The sequence below is a fragment of the Lactobacillus sp. M0390 genome, assembly GCF_016102085.1.
GTDB classification, from domain to species: domain Bacteria; phylum Bacillota; class Bacilli; order Lactobacillales; family Lactobacillaceae; genus Lactobacillus; species Lactobacillus apis.
The window spans coordinates 429,419-450,703 of the sequence record NZ_JACFPH010000001.1 but is presented as its reverse complement, the minus strand read 5'-3'; the positions used below and the strand labels follow the sequence as shown (position 1 = coordinate 450,703).

Genomic DNA, 21,285 nt, shown 5'->3' with positions numbered 1-21,285 from the left:
ATCATAAATCAAGAAAATTGCATAAAAAATTTGCTTGTAGATAAATAAAAAGGCAGTTTTAACAACTACCTTTTTATCTAGAAATTAAATCCGACTATTTTTCAGATTTAGTTTCATCTTTCTTATTCTTAGACTTAGCAACTTGTTTTGCATTATCAGTTACTAAATCGATTGCCTTACGAACATCAATATCGTGTGAAAGCATATCATCAGTCAAAGTGTTACGGACTGTCTTTTCATCCATGTTGTATTCGCCAGCAAGATCCTTGATTTCTTTATCAATTTCTTCCTTGGATGCTTTGATATCTTCAGCCTTAACAATTGCTTCTAGAACTAAGTTAGTCTTAACTCTCTCAGCAGCGTCTTTACTAAATTGAGCACGTAATTGATCTTCAGTTGTATTAGTCAACTTGAAATAAGTTTCTGGACTAATACCTTGACGTTGCATGTTACCAAGATATTGGTTCATTTGAGTATTAACGTCTTCTTGAATCATTGCATCTGGAATTTCGTCAATTGTAGCGTTCTTAACGGCGCCTTCGATAGCTGCTTGCTCAATTGCATCGTTTGCAGCTTCTTCTTTCTTAGCCTTTAAATCTTTCTTGATCTTTTCTTTTAATTCATCAAGAGTTTCAACTGAATCATCAACGTCTTTTGCAAATTCATCATCAAGTTTAGGTAGTTGTTTTGACTTAACTTCGTGAATCTTAGTTGCAAAGTGAGCTTCTTTACCAGCTAAATCTTTAGCACCGTAGTCTTCTGGGAAAGTAACTACAACGTCAACTTCGTCACCAGCTTTGTGACCAATTAATTGATCTTCAAAGCCAGGAATAAAGGTATTTGAGCCTAATTCTAGTGCATAGTCGTCTGCGGAACCACCATCAAATGCCTTGTCATCAACAGTACCCTTATAATCAATAGTTACTGTATCACCCTTGGCAGCAGCACTCTTCTTAAGTACAAGTTCTGCATTCTTTTCACGTTCTGCATCAAGTTGAGCGTCAACATCCTTAGCATAAACACGAGTGTTTTGCTTAGGTACTTCAATGCCCTTGTAATCACCTAATTTAACTTCAGGTTCAACAGTTACAGTGGCCTTCATTGTCCAGTCTTTGCCCTTTTCCATTGAATCTGGAACAACTTGAGGTTGACCTACTGCAGAAATACCAGCTTCTTTAATAGCAGCAGCATATGCGTTAGGTAAAACCATGTTTAATGCTTCTTCATATAAAGCTTCTTCACCATAGTATTGATCAAAGATTACCCGTGAAACGTGACCTTTTCTAAAGCCGGGAACACGCAAATTCTTTTTTATTCTTCTGAATGCTTGATCTAACCCAAGCTTTACTTCAGCTTGAGAAATATCAAAAGTAAGTTCACCGGTAGTTTTACCAGTTTTATTCCATTTTACAGACATTAATTAAATACCTCCAATGTCAAGTTTAACTGCATCTTGCATACTAAATTATCTTACATTAAACGCACGCAAAAAACAAATTTAGGCAAAAAAAGATGCACTTCTATGAAGAAGTACATCTTTTTAAACTGTTTTATTACGAACTAGTCGAGGATATCAGTAACCTGACCAGCACCAACAGTACGACCACCTTCACGGATAGTGAACTTAGTACCTTTTTCAATGGCAGCTGGTTTGATTAACTTAACAGTAAATTCTGTGTTATCACCAGGCATAACCATTTCAGTACCCTCTGGCAATTCGATTTCACCAGTAATATCAGTAGTGTGGAAATAGAATTGTGGACGGTAGTCTGAGAAGAATGGAGTGTGACGTCCGCCTTCTTCCTTCTTCAAGACATAAACTTGACCCTTGAATTCGCGGTGAGTTTGGATTGAGCCAGGTGCGGCTAAAACTTGACCACGAACGATTTGGTCACGGTCGATACCACGAAGCAATACACCAACGTTATCGCCGGCTTCACCTGAGTCCAAAGTCTTGTGGAACATTTCCAAACCAGTAACAACTGATTTAAGAACTTCTTGAACTAAACCAACGATTTCAACTTCGTCGCCGACTTTAACAGTACCACGATCGATACGACCTGAAGCAACAGTACCACGACCAGTGATAGTGAAGACATCTTCAACAGGCATCAAGAAAGGCTTATCAGTTTGACGTTCTGGAGTTGGGATGTATTCATCAACAGTGTCCATTAACTTCATGATAACTTCTTCTTGTTCCTTGTCGCCTTGTAAAGCTTTCAAAGCTGAACCACGGATAACTGGAATATCATCACCAGGGTAATCGTATTCAGTTAACAAGTCACGAACTTCCATTTCAACTAAGTCAACCAATTCTGGATCGTCAACTAAATCAGTCTTGTTTAAGAAAACAACGATGTAGTTAACACCAACTTGACGAGCAAGCAAAATGTGTTCACGAGTTTGAGGCATAGGACCATCAGTTGCAGCAACAACTAAGATGGCACCATCCATTTGTGCGGCACCAGTGATCATGTTCTTGATGTAGTCAGCGTGACCTGGAGCATCCATGTGAGCGTAGTGACGTTTTTCAGTTTCGTACTCTACGTGAGCGGTATTGATAGTAATACCACGTTCTTTTTCTTCTGGAGCTGCATCGATGTCTGAATAGTCTTCAGCCTTTGCTAAGCCCTTTTCTGATAAAACTTTAGTAATAGCCGCTGTTAAAGTGGTCTTACCATGGTCAACGTGACCGATAGTACCAATGTTTACGTGTGGCTTTGTTCTAACGTAATGTTCTTTTTCTGCCATTAAAATGACCCTCCTGTAAATTTGCAAGAAGTCCGTTGAGTAAGTAACGGATAGTTCTCTGTTGAATATTGTACTACTTTCATTGGCAAATGCCTAGTATTTTAATGCATAGAGCCATGCCTAATGAAAACGTCCTTTGATATTATACTAAATATGAAAAAAATGTAAAGGCCTTTTATCTAAATTATTTTGGCAAATCATGGTCAATTTGTTTGAATAAATCATGGTGACTTCGACCATCTTGAAAATCAATGTATGATGCAATGTCACTCGCAAAACTATCTGGTTCTTCCACGTATTTAGATAGTTTTGGATACAAACTACCTAAGATCAAATTAACTTCGCCTAAGACGGCGGGAAGCTGACTCGGGCGGTGATAATATCTTGATCCGATTGCCGAAACTACTTCACGATAAACTGGATCCTTCTCTAGCAAATTAATCTCGTTAGGAATAAACTTTTCTCTTTTACCTAACACCAAAACATCAAAAGATTCATTAATTCCCAAGCGAAAGAGGTCTTCACATAATACTAGACGCACAGCAAAACTTAAGCTGGGGTCTAATAATAGACTCTGTGCAAAATTCGTAAAGTTAATTAAATCCAATGTAAAAAGTTGGTCATATTCATACTTAGTTGGATTTTTACTAAGACGAAATTTCTCCATTGTTGCTTGCTGCTCAGAAATCGAAACTGGTAAGACTTCAACTTTTTTTTCGCCCTTACTCAAATTTTTAATCTCGAGTGCTTCAATTAAAAAGTGATTGGCTTGCAAAACCCTAGAATAAGCAAAAAAGATCTCATCATCTGAAAAGAGATCTTTTTCCTCTTTGATTAAGCTATACGCAGAATAGGCTTGATTGGCTTTTAAATATAAGTCGCATAAGCGAAGAACAATTTCCTTGTTACTGCCAATTCGCAGAGCTTCTTCAACATTTTGAATTGCTAAATCTAATTTACCGTTTGCTTCATTTTCTTGTGCTAGAGTTAGTAAATTTTTTTGGCTTAAAGTTGTCATACTAGTCTTTCTTAACTATTTTCTTACCAGATTTTTTCACGTCAACGGAATGATGCTCATTATTTTTTCCAGTAGTCGCATCTTTGCCCGTACGCTTTTGCATCGCACGATGTCTATTCTGGTTTACTTCCATGACCACTGGTAATACTACAGGGCGACGATTAGTTTTCTTATATAAGAACTTCTCTAAATCGTTTCTAACATCCTGCTTTATTTCAGTCCAATCAAACTTCTTATGTTCAAAGTTATTATTTATAGTCTTTTTAATTAATTCAATACAATCATTCATCAATTGATGATTGGCTTTGATGTAAACGAAGCCACGACTAGTAACTTGTGGTTGTGCAATAATCTTTTTCTTACGACGATCAATTGTAACAACGGCAATAAAAATACCATCATCTGACAAAATTTCTCGGTCACGCAGGACAATATTGCCGACATCACCGATGCCTGAGCCATCAATCATTATATCTTCGCCTGGAACAGGATCAGTTAAATTAAACTTCTTTTGTTTAAAATCGTAATCCAAACAATCACCATTTCTGGTAATCAAAACATTTTCTTTCTTAATTCCTGCTCTTATTGCAAGGTCGCGATGAACTTCCAATAAGCGATATTCACCGATTACCGGGATTACAAATTGTGGTTTTAGAATATCAATTAGCATTTGCAAATCACGTCCAGTTGCATGACCGCTTGTGTGCTTAGCCCTGCCAAGCTCAATTACGGTTCCGCCTGCTCGATAAACAAGATCACTAGTCTGCGCAACTACTGTTTCAACAGAATGAGATGGTGTTGTTGCGATGAAAACTAGGTCATTTTCATGAATCGTAATCATACTGTGACGTTTTTTAGCCATTTTTTGCAAAGAATTTAATGGCTCACCCATTTGCCCAGTTTCAAGAATTACCACTTTGTTATCTGGTGTAGTGCTCAAATCTTTGACACGCATTAACAGATTTTTAGGAACATAAAGATAACCTAAGTCCATAGCTGTACGAACTATTTTTGCTACATCACGTCCAGTTAATAGTACCTTCCGGCCTGTTTCATGCGCAGCATTTAAAACTTCTTGAATTCTAATTAAATTAGAAGCTTTAGCAGCTACAATTACTCGGCCAGTGGCATTACGAAAGACATTGGTCACATATTCACCTATTTCTTGTTCAGAAACATTAGGTAGTGATGCTTCTGCATTAGAAGAGTCACTTAAAAGTGCCAAAACTTTCTTCTGTGAAATTTCTGCCAACCGATCTAAATCAGTTCGATATTTTGGCGCTGCAGAAGGATCAAACTTAAAGTCACCAGTATAGACTACTTCTCCAGCTGGAGTGTGCACATCAATTCCGAGCGAGTCAGGAATTGAGTGCGTCGTGTGGAAGAATGAAATATTCGCGTTTTTAAATTCAATTTCAGTTTCAGCGTCTATTACATGGAACAAACTGTTTTTAATTCGCTTATTCTCTCTTTTAACTGTAATTTTAGCCAGTTCAATCGTTAACCGAGACCCAAATACAGGTATATCATATTGACGCAAAATATATGGCAAGGCCCCAATTGAATCAGCGTGTCCATGAGTTAGAAAAATACCAACAACTTGGTCACCATATTTTTCAAAGAAGTCGAGATCCGGAATAACCAAATCAATTCCATATAAAGAACTATCAGGGTATTTTAATCCAGCATCAAGAACAAAAATTTCATCATTAACTTGAACAGCAAACATGTCCTTTCCTTGTTCACGAACACCGCTCAAAATCATTATCTTAACTTGATCAGCCATTTTATTTCCTTTTCTATAATAATTGTTATTAAGTTGTTTATTTATGGATCGTAAGATCACAACGTAAAAAGTATCTTTTTTTATTCTAGCATAAAAAGCACTTATGGCAAAAACAAAAAGCCAGTTCTTTAATAGAACTGACTTTTTTAAATCTAAGTTTAGAAATTAACGACGTAAACCTAACTTCTTGATTAATTCACGGTAACGATTAATGTCGTTATCTTGTAAGTAACGAAGCAAGTTACGACGGTGACCAATCTTCTTAAGTAAACCAACATATGAGTGGTGGTCATGAGAATGTTGTCTCATGTGTTCAGTCAAGTTGTTGATGTCTTTAGTTAAAATAGCAACTTGTACTTCAGTTGAACCTGTGTCACCTTCATGAGTAGCAAATTGCTTAATGATTTCATCTTTTTCTGCTTTTGAAATTGCCATAATTATTCACCTTTCAATAAAAAAATTGCCGTTAACAACGTTAACCGTCAGGTGTGAGCGAGCAAACAGCGTTAACGGTTCACAACAATAGTATAATACAGATTATTTTTTTAAAAAGCAAGTATAAATTGTCTTGCATCTACAACTATTCTTCAGTATAATTTACTAAGTAAAATTACGATTAATGGAGGTGAATGTTATGCCACAAATCAAATCAGCTATTAAGCGTGTTAAAACTCAAGATGCTGCTAGAAAGCGCAGAGCCGCTCAAATGACAGAATTAAGAACTGCTGTTAAGAAGTTCAAGACTGCCCAAGCTGCTGGTGCTGAAAACGCCTCCGAATTACATGTTGCTGCTGCCCGCGCATTGGACAAGGCCGCTTCTAAGGGTCTTATTCATAAAAACAAGGCTAGCCGTGATAAGAGTCGCTTAGCTAAGTTAGCTAAATAATTTGAATTCAAAAACTAAAAAGCAAGGATTGAATAATCCTTGCTTTTTTCTTTGCTCAATTTATTACCTCATACGCTCAAAACAAATAACTTTAAGAAATTGTTTTCCCGATACTGCCCATTTTTATAGTTATAATCTAGCTTGATTGCCTGCTCTAACAAGCTCGCCAGTTTATTAGTCGAAATTTTATTATTAAGAGCTAGCTTTACTCGATAAGGGTGAACCCCTAGCTCTTTAACAATTTCAGTTTCATTTCTGCCACGCTCGTGCAATGTCTTTGCAACTAAAATTAATTCTAACTGGTTTTCAAAGACTGCAAGTAATTGAATCGGATTACTACCCTCTCTCAATTGGTTATCTAATCTTGCAATCGCTTCTCGATAATTATGCTTTAAAGCTGCTTCTAAAATTGCAAAAACATTTTGGGCAAATGATAAGTCAACGTTTTTACGAATTAGTGTCTCATCAATTTTATTCTCAGTGGCAGCCATCTTTAATTTATTAAAATTGCTCAGTACAGTATCAAGAACCTGATCACTTCTTTCAAGTAAAAGCTGCAAAGCCATCTCTGTAATCTGATATCCTTCAGCACTAATTAGTGCCTTAGTTACCTTTTTAACTTCATAACTTTTAACTTCAGTATCTACGACATTAAACTTCTTCAAAATTGTTTTTGTCAGCTTCTTTCGCCGATCAAGCTTTTCATACGATGCTACTATTACTAGTTTGTTGTCGAGCTGATCAACATGATCAAAAATTTGCTGCAACTGATCAAGTTGCTTTTTTGCTTTTTGCGGAACTTTAGCAGTTAAAAAGAACGGATTTTTGATAGTTATTATCTTTTGCTGGCTAAAAAGACTTGATTCTGTTAATTCAGCAATCAAATCATCTAGACTATCGCTTTCACAATCAACGGATACTTTCTCTAGTTCTTGAAATGATTCTTCATATATGTATGAGCGCGCAATATAATCATTCAAAAAACTATCTGAACCCAAAATTAAGGTTTGCGCATTGCTATTATTTGAATTTTTAAACAAAGAAAGTAAAGTCATTTTTGATTCACCACTACAAAACGTTTGAATTTTGGCCTAGAAAAATAGCCATATGTCCAAGTAATCATACCACAGTCCTGCGTCGAAGCCCATGGAATGTGTTGATTGCTTAAAGTATCAAGCGTTTCCTTATGCGGGTGCCCAAAACGATTATTTCGACCAGCTGAAATAAAAACTAATTTTGGCCTTAAAGCTTTTAAAAAATCAGGATTTGAAGAAGTGCGACTACCATGGTGTCCTAGTTTGAAATAGTCAGCTTGAATATTAAACTTGTTCATTATTTCTTTTTCACCTTCTTGACCTAAATCACCAGTAAAAAGCCATCTTTTACTCTTCACAACAAATGTCAAAGATAGTGAATCTTCATTTTTACCTAGGCCAGGCTTAAAAGGATAAACAACATTAAATGTAATTTGTGGCTCAGCTACTTTCTGACCAGCTAATAGTTCTACAACTTGATCTCGCTTAATTTGTCCCACTATTCTTTTTATAAAAGACGGATTACGAATTAATCCTGCTGCCGTATACAATTTTTGAACGTGAACTTGTTCGAGCAAGGGTCTTAAATCTCCAACGTGATCTGCATCTTGATGAGTTACAAAAACACCATTAAGTTTACTGATTCCCAGTGCTTTCAAAAAAGGAATGGTAATTTTATTAACTTGAGGCGTCGTTTTTTGGCCACTAAAATTCAATTTTCCACCAACATCAATTAAATAAACACGCCGCGGAAAAGGTGTAGAAATTAAAATACTATCGCCCTGACCCACATCAATCAATGTAACCTGACCTGTTAAGGGAAAATGAATCGAGAAAAAGATCATCACGTACAAAGCCGCAATGCCACCAATTGCTTTTAACCTCCTTTTTTTCGTCAATTCTTTCTCATTTAGAAAAGCCAGCAAAATAGCCGTAAATATAGTTAATATCACACATTGCCACCAGTTGATCTTACCAAATGTTAATAGTCCCAATTTAGAAGCGGATACTTGAGCTATTAACTTTTCACATGTCATTAAAACATTTTCAAACCACCAGGAAATTTCAGGACATAATTTAAAAGTAGCTAAGTTCAAAAAGACAATTGGCATAACTAGCCAATTAAAATATGGTACTACTACCAAATTGAAAAAAACGGTCAACAAATTAAATTGAAAAAAATGAAAAAGTAGTAATGGTGTTAGTAAACAATTTAAGGCAAATGACTGTTTAAATGAGGTTAATTTAGTTGTTAATTCTAAACCTAGAGCCAAGACATAACTTAAAATGGCTCCCACATTGAGCATCAAACACGGATTAATTATTAAGTGAATCATATAAGTGAGACCTAATAAATCAAAATGAGTAATTTTTTGCTTCTGGAATTTAAAAATCTGATCAAGTATATAAGTTAGACTGGCTCGAATAAAGCCAGCTTGACCATTACTTAAGAAAATACCAATTAATAAAATGAATAAACAAATTGCAAATGTTTCTTGTTCGGTTAATTTCAGATAATAACAAATTGTACTAATTACTAAGGTATAGATACCAACGTGAAGACCGGAAATACTTAACAAGTGAATTACGCCAAGGTCACGGTAATTAGATAAAATCGATTGGTCCGCTTGGCTTGGACTTTCGCCAAGAACTAATTGGCTACTGAAAAAAGACAAAATCGGTGGCATTTGTGCAAAATACTTTTGCAAGCAAAAACGAATATGATGTGCAACATCCCTAAAATGTTGCTTTTTATTTGTGATTATACAATTCTCCAGTTCAATCTTTTGTTTAATGTTTTTGCTAAGATAATATTTTTTTGCATCAAATTGGCCATAATTTGTAGCAGGCTCGATTTCTTTAACCTCTCCTTGTAAATGCGAAAGATAAAGTGAGTACCCAGAAAGGAGTTCTTTTTTCTGCATTTGGCTAATTTTTGTTGAAACTAGTACTGACTTTCCATCTGCTTTTCCTTGGCCAAACATTCGGTTTCCAGACACTTTGATTTGATCTGGGTATATGGTAACCACAGAACTATTTTTGAGCGAAAAATTTTGTTGGTTCTGATTAATAGCAAAACTGATAAGTGCAACAAATAGCACTAAAAAGGCTAAACAACTTGTTTGTCGGTGTTTATGAAACAAAAGAAATACCAAATAAAGTGCAATTACCAAGCAAAATAGCCATTGAAGAGGCGTAATAGACTGTGAAAGACCAAAATTTATGTCTGCTAATAATAAAGAAACTAGCAATAAAAAACCTGGTGTCAGAATTTTAGACTTCCAGTTGACTTCGAAGTGCCTCAAAAGTCTTATCTCCTATCCCAGAAACTTGTTTCAAATCCTCAATGCTTTTAAAATTTCCATTTTTTTGCCGGTACGCAATAATCTGTTCAGCTTTTTTAGCGCCTATTCCAGATAACTTTTGCAAATCTGCAGTGTTTGCCGTATTGATATTTACTTTTACTCCTGAAGCTTGGTTGGCACTTTCACTCTGGGAAGAATTATCTAGTTCTCCTGAATTAGAACTACTATTAACAGAAGAAACAATTTCGTTTTCCTTTAACTTTTCTCCATGATAAGGAATATGAACTTTGTCCTGGTCACGAAGAATTAATGCACGGTTAACTTTTTCAATTTGAGCCTTACTTGTCAGTCCACCTGCTGCTGCAATCAATTCATTTAAGCGAGCACCATACTTCAATGTATAAACACCTGGATTTTCAATTGCACCTGAAATATCACAAGTAACTTCTTTAGGCTCTTTTACTTTCTTCTCTACCTCTTTATTAGCAATTTGTGTTTCTTCTTTTATTTCAGTTCCTTCTTGCTCATCAGTCTCTGTTTGCTTTATGGCAAAATCAGAATCATTAGATTGTTCATTTCCAGAATGACCAATTAACCAAAGCAGGACAAGCAAAATCCCTATTCCTATAACAAAATACTGTTTATGCTCAATTATGAATTCCTTAACTTTTGCCCAATCCATATTTTCACCTCCTAATTTTAAGTACGAAAAAAGTTCAGAATTTCTTCTGAACTTTTTACTTTTTATTAGTAGTGTTTTTGCAAATAATGTAAAGCATCTTCAAAGGTACCTACTGGGACAATTTTCATCTTCGTTTTTATTTGCTTCGCCGTTCTTTTAGCAACTTGATAGTTACTATCAGCTTTTTTCAATTGAGACGTATCTGTCGGCGCAAAGAAAACTTCTGCTCCGGCTCTGTCGGCTGCGACTACTTTTTTGTCAACACCACCGATTGCCCCAACTTTGCCTCTAGGAGAGATAGTGCCCGTTCCGGCAATTTTATGTCCCTTAGCCAAATCCTGTTGCGTGAAAGTTTCATAGCTCGTTAGTGTAAACATTAATCCTGCTGAAGGCCCCCCAATTGCACCAGCATCTATTTTTAGCTCTGGTTTTGTCGTGACTTTGACATGTTCAACTAACTGAATTCCAATTCCTGGTTTATTAGTACCCTCAACTTTAACAATTTTTCCTGAAAAAGTTAGTGGTTTATTATTTCTTAAAACGTTAATTTTAACTTTAGCGCCAATTTTCTTTTTCTGAAAATATGAAAGCATTTCTTCTGTTGATTTAAAACGATGGCCGTTTGCGCCCAGAACAGTATCACCAATTTGCAGTTTTTTCTTAAAGCTTGAGTGCTTCTGAACCTGCATGACATAAACGCCTTCGTAATTCAGTTTTGGCTTTAAGCCTGCCTTCTTTGCTGCATAATAGATAGCATTTTGCTGACTGGTTTCCATGTACCAATTCTGCAATTCCTCATACTGACTACTTGTTGCATCCCCCAGCAGTTCTTCTTTTGAAATTCTCGTTTCGTATTTTCTAGTATAACTTAACAAATACCGCAGCACTGAAGCTGGACGTTGGGTTTCGCTAACTGTCACTAAATAATAATTATCAGGTGCTTTTTTACCACTTCTGATAAATTGACTAACTTGGAATGCCTCGCCAGGCATTTCAAGATAATAATTAGTTGGCCAGCTTAAGCCTACTACAATTGCGACAACAGCTAAGAAAAAGAAGAGCCATTTATGACCTTTTTTCTTACCTTTATCTTTAGTTTTATCGTTCATTAATCTTTACCAATTTTTTCTTTAAAGCAGTTGCAGCTTCTATTGGCATAAATGAACTAATATCACCGCCAAATTGAGCTACCTCTTTAATAATACTAGATGCCACAAAGCTGTTTTGCGGCGAAGTAAACAATAATACAGTTTCAAGCTCATTCGCTAGCTTCTTATTCATTGCTGCAATTTGTTGCTCGTAAGTGAAATCCTCGCTGTTCCGCACTCCGCGAACAATAGCTGTTGCACCAATGTCGTGTGCCACATCGACAGTTAATGATTGTGGTCTTTTTTGAACCTCAACATTAGCAATATTTTTAACTGCACTTTTAATAAATTCTATCCGTTCATCTGCACTAAATAAATAGTGTTTAGAGGTATTGTCCATTACTACTACAAAAACCTGGTCAAAGATTCTAGCAGCCTGCTGAATTACATCAATGTGTCCATTAGTAATTGGGTCAAAACTACCTGGAAAAAGTGCAATACTCATCTTTTTTCCTTTCGATAAAAACGAACGATTGTTTTACCTAAATGGTGAGTTTTTGTTAGCTCAAAATCTTCTATTTCGCCAAGATTAGTTTCATCGTCTGTCTCTGCTACGATAACTGTATTATCTGTTAACAAATTTAAACTGTCCATTTTCTTCATATCAGAAGCAATTTTTTGTTTGGCATATGGCGGATCTAAGAAAACTAAATCAAATTTCTTTTCATCTTTGGCAAGTTTGGTTAATGCAGCATTGCTTGACATTTTATAAACAGAAAAACAATCTTCTTCTTTAGTTAAAGCAACATTCTTCCGGATGATTTCTACAGCTTGGTAATTAATATCAATAATTGTTGCATGACTGCAGCCTCTTGACACAGCCTCGATTGCAAGAGCGCCACTGCCACCATACAAGTCTAATACTTCTCCACCTTCAAAAAATTGTCCTAGGCTATTAAACAAAGATTCTTTAACCTTATCACTGGTTGGCCTAGTTTTTTGACTTTTTAGTGTATACAAGTTGCGCTTAGCGTACTTTCCCGAAATAATTCTCATAATAAGTAGTCCGTATTCTGTTCCTGCTCATCAAGTAACTTTTTTTCTGCTTCAGCAGCAAGTTCAGTAATTTGCTCTTCAATATGCTTACTTGACAAGTCAATTTCATCATCACTAGATTTTTGTACATCCTTGACAAAATCCAACTGTTTAATAGCGTTTATCGTTTTGTCAGCTTCTTTTTGGTCAACATATAAGACACAATATGCATTTTTCTTAGAAAAATACACGATGTCCCCGTAACGCCTAAGCTTAAACTGACTGTTAATAGAATTAAGATAAACAATTAGTCCTTGTCTCTTAGTTAAGGAAGTATTTGCCAAATCATGATTGATACTCATCAGCCAACTCCTCTTCTTTCTTAATACGTTCATTTGCAGCAATATTTAAAACTAATCCAATTGAAGCTGATAAGACAATTAGTGATGACCCACCGTATGAAATAAAGGGCAAAGTAACACCTGTAATTGGTAATAGTCCCAAAACTGCACCAACATTAAACAGAGTTTCAGTAAAGATAATTGTCGTTACGCCAAAACAAACCAAGGCATTAAATTGCGTACTAGCATGAAGACCCACTTCCATAATGCTCCACATCAAATAGAAAAGTAAGCCTAAAACTAGTAATGCACCGATTACTCCAATTTCTTCAGCAGCAATTGCTAAGATAAAGTCCGTATATGGTTCCGGTAAATAGCCTCTCTTTTGCATACTATTACCTAGACCAACACCAAACAAACCACCATTATGAATCGCATAATATGAATTAACTAACTGGGCACCACCTTTCTGCTCTAGCTCAAAGGGATGCAAAAATGACATAAGCCGTTGATATTGATAACTGGACTGTAAAAAATCTGGATTCCATTTAACAATTAGGAAAACCAAGAATAAAACTCCAATTCCAATTCCAATTAAACAGAGTAGTGCATTCTTAGCAGGCACACCTGATAGAGAAAACATAATGATCACAATTGTTGCTAAAATGGCAGTACCACCTAAATCTGGTTCAACTATCACTAATAGCATCATTACCCCAGATAAAACTGCTGGTCTAATCAAATTATTAACAATATTCCCTTGGCGGAAAGAACCATCATGACGATCTAAATAGTACGCTAAATATATTACCAATGCTAATTTGGCAATTTCCAATGGCTGAATACGGATAACTTTTAAATCAATCCAGCCAACCGCACCATTCACAGCAGCGTCCGAACCCTTAAACACCTTTAAAACAATCAGGTAAAATAATAGGAACATGCTAATTCCGAGGAACCAAGCAACAAACTTAGTTCGCTTAAAAAGTTCTAACCGCAAAAAGAACGCCAATGTAGCAAAACAAAAGAAAGCTACCACCGCATATATTGCTTGCCTAATCCCATATGTCGCCGGCTTAAAACCATTTACGAGCAAAATGTCTGAACTAGCTGAATAAACCATAATTATGCCGAAGAAAACCAGTAATAAATATGGTGATAAAATTTTGTAGTCCAGATGTTGAAGTTTCCGTCGCAAAAGTAGCCCTCCTCTTACGAAAAAAATATATTTTTATTATAAAACAAAAATGACACTACTTCATTAAGTGAGTGCCATTTTAATTATTTGATTTAGTTTTTATTGCGTTTCTTATCTGCTTTTTGACGTTCAGAAGTGTTTAAAATCTTCTTACGAAGACGAATTGATTCAGGTGTTACTTCACAATATTCATCATCGTTTAAGAACTCGATTGCTTCTTCTAGTGTCAATGTCTTTGGTGTTCTGATTGCAGCCGCATGGTCTTTACCGGCAGCACGGGTGTTAGTTAAGTTCTTTCCCTTAATTACGTTAACTGCAATATCACGATCACGTGATGATTGACCAACAATCATACCTTCGTAGACTTCAACACCTGCGCCGATGAATAATTCACCACGTTGTTCAACAGTTTGAAGTGAGTATGTAGTTGACTTGCCTTGACTGATGGCAACAAGAGCACCATTTTTACGTCCTGGTTCCCAGTTCTTAACTACTGGTTTGTATGAATCAAAGCTGTGGTTTAAAATTCCATATCCACCAGTTTGAGACATAAATTCATTGTTGTAACCAATTAAGCCACGTGACGGAACTAAGAAGTCCAAACGAGTTTGATTATTTCCAGTTGATTCCATGTTCTTCATTTCACCTTTACGTTGTGAAAGTGAATCAATTACTGAACCAACGTATTCATCTGGTGTATCAACTTGAACAGCTTCATATGGTTCACACATTTGACCATCGATTTCACGATAGATAACTTTTGGACGTGAAAGTTGTAATTCAAATCCTTCACGACGTAATTCTTCTACAAGAATTGAAAGGTGTAATTCACCACGTCCAGAAACAGTCCAGGCATTGATTTGATCAGTAGGTTCAACCTTCAAAGAAACATCAGTACGAGTTTGTTTGATTAAACGATCCTCTAACTTTTTAGGAGTTACCTTGTCACCTTCACGGCCAGCAAATGGTGAATCACTTGCAACAAAGTCCATTTGCAAAGTTGGTGGGTCAATCTTAAGGAATGGCAATGCTTCTGGGTCTTCTGCAGATGCAATTGTTTCACCAACGAAAATGTCGTTAATACCACTAATGGCAATAATATCTCCGGCTTTAGCTTCTGTAATTTCATTACGCTTCAAACCAAAGAAACCAAATAGCTTAGTTACACGGAAGTTTTGCTTTGAACCATCACGTTTCATAACTGTGATGTTGTCACCAACTTTTACACTACCGCGGTAGATACGGCCTACTCCAATACGACCAACATAGTCATCCCAGTCAAGCATAGTGATTTGGAATTGTAAAGGCTCATCAGCATTATCAATTGGTGCTGGGATAGCTTTAATAATAGTGTCAAAAATTGGATCCATTGTTTCTTTTTGAGTGGATGGATCAGCTTCGTAAGAAGAAGTTCCGTTCAATGCTGATGCATAAACAACTGGGAAATCAAGTTGTTCATCATTGGCACCTAATTCAATGAATAATTCAAGAACTTCATCAAGAACTTCCTTAGGACGAGCACCTGGACGGTCAATTTTGTTGATAACAACGATTGGCTTAACTCCTGCTTCTAATGCCTTCTTAAGAACAAAACGAGTTTGTGGCATTGTTCCTTCGTACGCATCAACTAAAAGAAGGGCTCCGTCAACCATATGCATGATACGTTCAACTTCACCACCAAAATCGGCGTGCCCTGGTGTATCTAAAATATTAATTGTGGTATCGCCATATTTAACCGCAGTGTTTTTAGATAAAATAGTAATACCACGTTCACGTTCAATATCATTTGAGTCCATTGCACGATCTTCCAAAGCCATGTGCTCAGGGAGAGTGTCGGATTGCTTCAATAATTGGTTAACCAAAGTTGTCTTACCATGGTCAACGTGCGCTATGATCGCTATATTTCTAATATCGTCTCTTCTTTTTTCTGACAAAAGTATTCCTCCTCCACTCCTCAATAAAAAAACTGTGACAATGTCACAGTTTCGCCGGCACGTTCAAGAACATGCTAATCGAAGTGTTTCATATCTGTATATTTACGCTCATTGATTTTAACACCTAATTGTTATACTGGTCAACGTTTATCACTCTTTTTCAATTTTTAAATTTACGATAGAATAAAAAGCAGACAAAATGTCCTTATTTATGGTAAAAATATAGAGATAACTTTTTTATGAAAGAGTGAATTTAATTGATTTTAATGAAAGATATTGTTCGTGATGGGGATCCTGTATTGCGCAAAGTTGCTGAAAAGTTAACTTTTCCTTTGAGCGACCATTACCAAAAATTGGCCGAAGACATGATGGAATACCTAATCAATTCACAGAATCCGGAAATTGCTAAAAAGCATCAGTTACGCGCTGGAGTTGGTTTAGCGGCACCTCAAGTGGGTGAAAGTGTGCAAATGGCATCACTTCTTGTTCCAAATGATCAAAACGAGATTGTTTTTAAAGAAACAATTGTTAACCCTGAGATTTTGTCCGAATCCGTTCGTCAGGCATGTCTTAGTGAAGGTGAAGGATGCCTAAGCGTTGATAAAGTTATTGACGGCTATGTTCCCCGTCCTGATAAGTTAAAGATTCATTACTATACCGTTGATGGTGAGGAAAAGACGATTAACTTAAAGGATTATCCTGCTATCGTTGCATCTCATGAAATTGAACATTTAAGAGGCCACCTATTTTATGACCGGATTGATAAGCAAAACCCATTTAAATTGGATGATGATACAGTCCTAATTTATTAGTATCATCAGTACATGATAGATTAACCGCCAATTTACTTTGACGGTTTTTTTATGAGTCAAACAAGTAGTGTTTCTATACTTAAAATTATAATTATGGTAAACTGAGATAAGCTATTGGATACTTTTAGTTATCCAAAATTAAGAACGTTTTTATAACTGAATAAGGAGAATACAAATATGATCTACAAAGTTTTGTATCAAAAGGACAAAGTTGTTAATCCTAGACGTGAAACAACTCAAACCCTTTACCTAGAGGCTGATAATTTGGTCAGCGCTAGAACCTTGGTTGAGGACAATACCCCCTACAACATTGAACTCATCCAAGAATTAGCAGGAAATTCACTACAATATGAAAAAGAACACGCCGATTTTAAATTGACGACTTTTGATAGTAAGAAGTAGTTTCTGTGCGAATTAAAAATAATGAAGTAGCCGTCTTTGCAATCGGGGGGTTGCATGAAATCGGCAAAAATATGTATTGCGTTCAATATCAAGATGAAATTATTATCATGGACTGTGGTATTAAGTTCCCAGAAGATGATCTTCTTGGTATTAACTACGTTATTTCTGACTATTCATATTTAGTCAAGAATCGTAAAAAAATCAAAGCACTGGTTGTCAGCCACGGTCACGAAGATCACATTGGTGGTATACCTTTCTTACTTGAAAAAATACCCGAAATTCCAGTTTATGCTACACCCTTTGCCTTGGCATTAATCAAGGGTAAGCTTGAAGAACACGGAATTCTTCGCACTACCGAACTGCACGAAGAACACGAAAACACAGTTCTAAAATTCAAGAAGCTTTCTGTTTCTTTCTTTAGAACTACCCACTCAATTCCTGATACGTTAGGAATTGCTGTTCACACTCCTCTCGGTGCTGTTGTCTTTACTGGTGACTTTAAATTTGATTTAACTCCAGTAATGAACCAACCTGCTCCTGATTTTCAAAAGATGGCTCAAATTGGTAACGAAGGCGTCTTAGCCCTTCTATCAGATTCAACTAATGCAGAGGTTTCGCAATTTACCAAGTCAGAGCGCTTTGTTGCACATTCGTTGCACGATATTATTACTGGTATCCATGGTCGAATTATTTTCGCTACGTTTGCCTCTAACCTTTATCGTGTTTCAACGGCAATTGAAGCAGCAATTGATACTGGTAGAAAAGTTGCAATTTTTGGTCGAAGCATGGAAAACGGTGTGCAAAATGGAATCGATCTAGGATACTTAAATGTACCTGAAGGTTTAATTGTTGATTCAAATGAAATCAATCACACTCCTGCCAATGAGGCAATGATATTATGTACCGGATCACAAGGTGAGCCATTAGCTGCTCTTTCTCGAATTGCAAACGGAACACACCGTCAAATTAGTCTTCAACCTGGTGATACAGTCATTTTTTCTTCTAACCCTATTCCTGGTAATACACTTAGTGTAAATCATTTGATTAACAAATTGATGGAAGGTGGCGCTAACGTCATTCACGGACGTGTTAATAATGTCCATACTTCTGGTCACGGTGGTCAAGAAGAATTAAAGATGATGGTTAGATTGACTAAACCTAAGTATATGATTCCCGTGCACGGCGAATATCGCATGCAAGTAGTTCATACAGAACTTGCACAAGCTGCTGGCGTCCCCGAAGATCATACTTTTGTTTTGGAAAACGGTGAGGTTGTCTGCTTTGGACCTGAGGGTGCTAGAATTGCTGGACACGTTCCTGCAGGCGATGTGTATGTTGATACTTCTGGAACTGCTGACGTTGGCAATGTTGTTGTCCATGATCGCCAGGTTTTATCAGAAGATGGCTTAGTTGTTGTAGTTGCTACCGTTGATTACAAACACAAGCGTGTTCTAGCAGGACCTGATGTTTTAAGTCGTGGATTTGTTTATATGCGTGAATCAACTGAATTGATTAGCCAAGCTCAAAAACATATTTACCATATTATAAAAAGTGAAATGGATAAAACAGATAATCCTAAAGATGCTGTTGTCCGTAAGGCAATTGTTGAAAATCTTTCTGATTTCTTATATTCCAAGACAAAAAGACGGCCAATGATTTTACCTATGATTGTTGAGAAAAAGTAAAAAAGCCCATTTGGGCTTTTTTTAATAAATAAAATATGAAAAATAAACTTAAAATCCATCTTCTAGTTAATGAAACTGCTGGAAATGGACATGCGAAAAAGATATTAGACCAAACTACCCTCTTACTTGTTAATGAAAATATTGCTTTTGATGTTTACAAAAGCTCTTTTGCAGGTGAAGCAATAAAAATTGCACAAGGATATGGCAATAGAAACCATCTCTCCAATGAAGTTCTATTAGTAATTGGTGGAGATGGATCTTTGAATGAAGTTCTTAATGGAATAAAAAGATCAAGTCATCCTTCCACGCCGCTAGCATATTTACCTGCGGGCACCGGAAATGACTTCGGCAAGGCTGCTAATCTTTCTGGAAACCCTGAAGAACTTATTAATCACTTAAAAAATGGTATTGAGCCTGAAAGAATTGATTGTGGTTCTTTCCACTTCCCTCATTCAAGCAATGATGTTTATTATTTTGCAAATAGTCTAGGGGTTGGTTTTGATGCTTATGTTAATCATCTTAGTAACATTTCAGAATTAAAGAAACTCTTAAACAAAATCAATGAAGGCAAAATGATTTATGGACTTCATATTTTGTCAGCACTGCGTAAGCAAGATACATTTACTGTTGATATTAAGTGCGACAATAAAAGATATCATTACGATGATGCTTTTCTAATAACTACTACTAATCATCCCTATTTGGGTGGTGGCATTCCATTATTACCAAGCGCAAGTATCAAAAGTCGTGTCCTTGACACCGTTGTTGTTGAACGCTTCAGTTTAGGCAAACTAATCAAACTCTTTGTTAATTTGTTAAAAGACGGCTCACATGTTCATGATCCTCAATTTCATTATTTTGAGGGTAAGCAAATATCTATTCAAACAACTAAAAAAGAGTTTGCCCAAGTTGATGGTGAGCAAATCAAACCAGATTCATTCAAAATAGATTTTAAAGTTAGCCATTTTTATTTATTAAGATAATCACTAAAAAAGGAAAAGATACACGCTTTTCCTTTTATTTTATTTCAAATTTATACAACCCAAAGCTCAGCCATTTCAGTAAATGACTGAATTTTTTTACATTAAATTTCTTTCCCGAAATTAAGATTGAGAAGGCCCCTCCATCATCAACTAGATAATTAGAAGTCTGCCTAAACCCATTTTTTTCATAAAAAGATAATCTCTTTAAGCGTTGCCTATAATTGACCGCTTTTTCATTCACTGGTTCAATGTCAATAACGATATTCTTGGGCGCAAAACGCTTTTTTAATTGAGTTAAAATTTTTGAGCCATACCCTTGATTTCTTTTGTTCGAAACTGTTGCCAAAAACATCAAATAAACTGCTTCACTGCTCTCTGCAAGAAATACTAAGCCAATAAAGTCGTACTTGTCATAAACCGCTTCGAAATGAACTTGGCGGTGAAGTGACATTAAAACTAATTGCCATATTGAAAAGCGCTCATTTTTTGGAAAAGCGGTTAAATATAATTTTCTTACGGCAAAATAATTCTTTGTTCCCCAAACAACATTCTTAAATTCTAAAATAATATTCTAACTTCCTTTAATGCATGAACTACTCTATTAAGTATAATAAAAGCAGTTAACATCTTTTCATGAATATCAAACTGCTCTATTTTATATTAAGTTTTATTTTAAAAAGCGTCAAATGAACCATTTTTTCGTTCATACTTAATGCTATAGGAAAAAACAAAAGTAAGAAGCAAAGAAGATATTAAATTATTAAAAGTAAAGTACGACAAAAACATGTGACTATGCTTATGACTAATAACTCAAGCCAAACAATAATGTTTTCTCCAAGAATTTGAAATAGATAAATTAACCACAAAGGGTATGCAGATTGCATTTCACTTTCTAAGGTTCCTTCCCTCTCATCTATTTCAACTCCATTACTGCACGATTGAAAAGAAGATTTACTTACTGTATTAACCTAAATAAGATACGGCAACTACTAATTGGGTTAGCTTCATAATCGTTGCAATGACATTAGCTCGGCTTACTTCCTTCCAAATTTCTCCAGTATTGTAATCAAAATCAAAGCCTGCAGACTTAGCAATTTCCTCTGTCATAGCATACAATTCTTCATCACTTGCACTTGGGTCAATTTTAAACAATGTTCTACTGTCATCACCTATCCGATATACATCATTACTTTTCTGGATAAAGCAGTATATTGTTTCTCCCAAAGAGTCTTTTTCACTAGTTGCAATTTCAAGTGTATCATCACTAATAAAGCAAACCTGAGTGTGATTAACTACCCAGTTTCCAATTTGATCTTTTATGATTTGCTCAATTTCTTTACTCAT

At 35.9% G+C, this 21,285-nt stretch carries 21 protein-coding genes; 5 read left to right on the top strand and 16 right to left on the bottom strand.

Annotated features, from left to right (window positions below):
• Positions 1–94 precede the first annotated feature (94 nt).
• The 5 genes from tig to rpsO all read right to left on the bottom strand — a co-directional run bounded on the left by tig (position 95) and on the right by rpsO (position 5,990).
• Positions 95–1,417, bottom strand: coding sequence for a trigger factor (gene tig / locus H3R25_RS02185; RefSeq protein ID WP_122035061.1), 1,323 nt, complete (start codon positions 1,415–1,417; stop codon positions 95–97).
• A 143-nt stretch (positions 1,418–1,560) separates the two neighbouring features.
• Positions 1,561–2,751: an elongation factor Tu gene (tuf, locus tag H3R25_RS02180; RefSeq protein ID WP_122035059.1), complete on the bottom strand. Its 1,191-nt coding sequence runs from the start codon at positions 2,749–2,751 to the stop codon at positions 1,561–1,563.
• 184 nt (positions 2,752–2,935) lie between these two features.
• A complete protein-coding gene (locus tag H3R25_RS02175) occupies positions 2,936–3,769 on the bottom strand; it encodes a tetratricopeptide repeat protein (protein WP_198194182.1) in 834 nt (277 codons plus the stop codon).
• Between the two features lies 1 nt (position 3,770).
• A complete protein-coding gene (locus H3R25_RS02170) occupies positions 3,771–5,555 on the bottom strand; it encodes a ribonuclease J (RefSeq protein ID WP_198194180.1) in 1,785 nt (594 codons plus the stop codon).
• Between the two features lie 165 nt (positions 5,556–5,720).
• Entirely contained in the window at positions 5,721–5,990 is a 270-nt protein-coding gene (gene rpsO, locus H3R25_RS02165) for a 30S ribosomal protein S15 (RefSeq protein WP_046306781.1), read from the bottom strand.
• A 199-nt stretch (positions 5,991–6,189) separates the two neighbouring features.
• Between rpsO and rpsT the strand changes: the two genes are divergently transcribed.
• On the top strand, positions 6,190–6,441 hold the full coding sequence (rpsT, locus tag H3R25_RS02160) for a 30S ribosomal protein S20 (RefSeq protein WP_046306779.1): 252 nt from the start codon (positions 6,190–6,192) through the stop codon (positions 6,439–6,441).
• Between the two features lie 68 nt (positions 6,442–6,509).
• On the opposite strand, the gene holA is transcribed toward rpsT, so the two are convergent.
• The 9 genes from holA to typA form a co-directional block, all read right to left on the bottom strand.
• Positions 6,510–7,496: a DNA polymerase III subunit delta gene (holA, locus tag H3R25_RS02155; RefSeq protein WP_198194179.1), complete on the bottom strand. Its 987-nt coding sequence runs from the start codon at positions 7,494–7,496 to the stop codon at positions 6,510–6,512.
• Entirely contained in the window at positions 7,493–9,781 is a 2,289-nt protein-coding gene (locus tag H3R25_RS02150) for a DNA internalization-related competence protein ComEC/Rec2 (RefSeq protein WP_198194177.1), read from the bottom strand. Before H3R25_RS02150 ends, holA begins: the two co-directional genes overlap by 4 nt.
• Positions 9,750–10,463, bottom strand: coding sequence for a helix-hairpin-helix domain-containing protein (locus tag H3R25_RS02145; RefSeq protein ID WP_198194175.1), 714 nt, complete (start codon positions 10,461–10,463; stop codon positions 9,750–9,752). The genes H3R25_RS02150 and H3R25_RS02145 overlap by 32 nt, the downstream gene beginning before the upstream one ends.
• Positions 10,464–10,528: 65 nt before the next feature.
• Positions 10,529–11,572 (bottom strand): SepM family pheromone-processing serine protease, encoded by a 1,044-nt coding sequence (locus tag H3R25_RS02140; protein WP_187157880.1) that lies wholly within the window; start codon positions 11,570–11,572, stop codon positions 10,529–10,531.
• Positions 11,562–12,056: a pantetheine-phosphate adenylyltransferase gene (gene coaD / locus H3R25_RS02135; protein WP_198194173.1), complete on the bottom strand. Its 495-nt coding sequence runs from the start codon at positions 12,054–12,056 to the stop codon at positions 11,562–11,564. Before coaD ends, H3R25_RS02140 begins: the two co-directional genes overlap by 11 nt.
• A complete protein-coding gene (gene rsmD / locus H3R25_RS02130) occupies positions 12,053–12,607 on the bottom strand; it encodes a 16S rRNA (guanine(966)-N(2))-methyltransferase RsmD (RefSeq protein ID WP_198194171.1) in 555 nt (184 codons plus the stop codon). The genes coaD and rsmD overlap by 4 nt, the downstream gene beginning before the upstream one ends.
• The gene (locus H3R25_RS02125) at positions 12,604–12,948 is read right to left on the bottom strand and encodes a YlbG family protein (protein ID WP_122035042.1); all 345 of its coding nucleotides are present in this window, start codon (positions 12,946–12,948) and stop codon (positions 12,604–12,606) included. Before H3R25_RS02125 ends, rsmD begins: the two co-directional genes overlap by 4 nt.
• On the bottom strand, positions 12,932–14,125 hold the full coding sequence (locus H3R25_RS02120) for an FtsW/RodA/SpoVE family cell cycle protein (protein WP_198194169.1): 1,194 nt from the start codon (positions 14,123–14,125) through the stop codon (positions 12,932–12,934). The genes H3R25_RS02125 and H3R25_RS02120 overlap by 17 nt, the downstream gene beginning before the upstream one ends.
• Before the next feature lie 92 nt (positions 14,126–14,217).
• On the bottom strand, positions 14,218–16,059 hold the full coding sequence (typA, locus tag H3R25_RS02115) for a translational GTPase TypA (protein WP_109715429.1): 1,842 nt from the start codon (positions 16,057–16,059) through the stop codon (positions 14,218–14,220).
• A 257-nt stretch (positions 16,060–16,316) separates the two neighbouring features.
• Here typA and def point away from each other — a divergent pair, with 257 nt between their 5' ends.
• The 4 genes from def (at position 16,317) to H3R25_RS02095 (ending at position 19,941) form a co-directional block, all read left to right on the top strand.
• Complete coding sequence (def, locus tag H3R25_RS02110) at positions 16,317–16,871, top strand: peptide deformylase (RefSeq protein WP_198194167.1); 555 nt, start codon at positions 16,317–16,319, stop codon at positions 16,869–16,871.
• 177 nt (positions 16,872–17,048) lie between these two features.
• The gene (locus tag H3R25_RS02105) at positions 17,049–17,273 is read left to right on the top strand and encodes a DNA-dependent RNA polymerase subunit epsilon (RefSeq protein ID WP_046306751.1); all 225 of its coding nucleotides are present in this window, start codon (positions 17,049–17,051) and stop codon (positions 17,271–17,273) included.
• A gap of 5 nt (positions 17,274–17,278) precedes the next feature.
• Positions 17,279–18,958, top strand: a complete 1,680-nt coding sequence (gene rnjA, locus H3R25_RS02100) for a ribonuclease J1 (RefSeq protein WP_198194165.1) — start codon at positions 17,279–17,281, stop codon at positions 18,956–18,958.
• Positions 18,959–18,993: 35 nt separating this feature from the next.
• Positions 18,994–19,941: a diacylglycerol kinase family protein gene (locus H3R25_RS02095; RefSeq protein ID WP_198194163.1), complete on the top strand. Its 948-nt coding sequence runs from the start codon at positions 18,994–18,996 to the stop codon at positions 19,939–19,941.
• A 34-nt stretch (positions 19,942–19,975) separates the two neighbouring features.
• Here the strand turns inward: H3R25_RS02095 and H3R25_RS02090 are convergent, their stop codons facing one another.
• Both H3R25_RS02090 and H3R25_RS02085 read right to left on the bottom strand, forming a co-directional pair.
• Positions 19,976–20,392 (bottom strand): GNAT family N-acetyltransferase, encoded by a 417-nt coding sequence (locus tag H3R25_RS02090; RefSeq protein WP_198194155.1) that lies wholly within the window; start codon positions 20,390–20,392, stop codon positions 19,976–19,978.
• Positions 20,393–20,904: 512 nt separating this feature from the next.
• On the bottom strand, positions 20,905–21,285 hold the full coding sequence (locus tag H3R25_RS02085) for a DUF1828 domain-containing protein (RefSeq protein ID WP_187157873.1): 381 nt from the start codon (positions 21,283–21,285) through the stop codon (positions 20,905–20,907).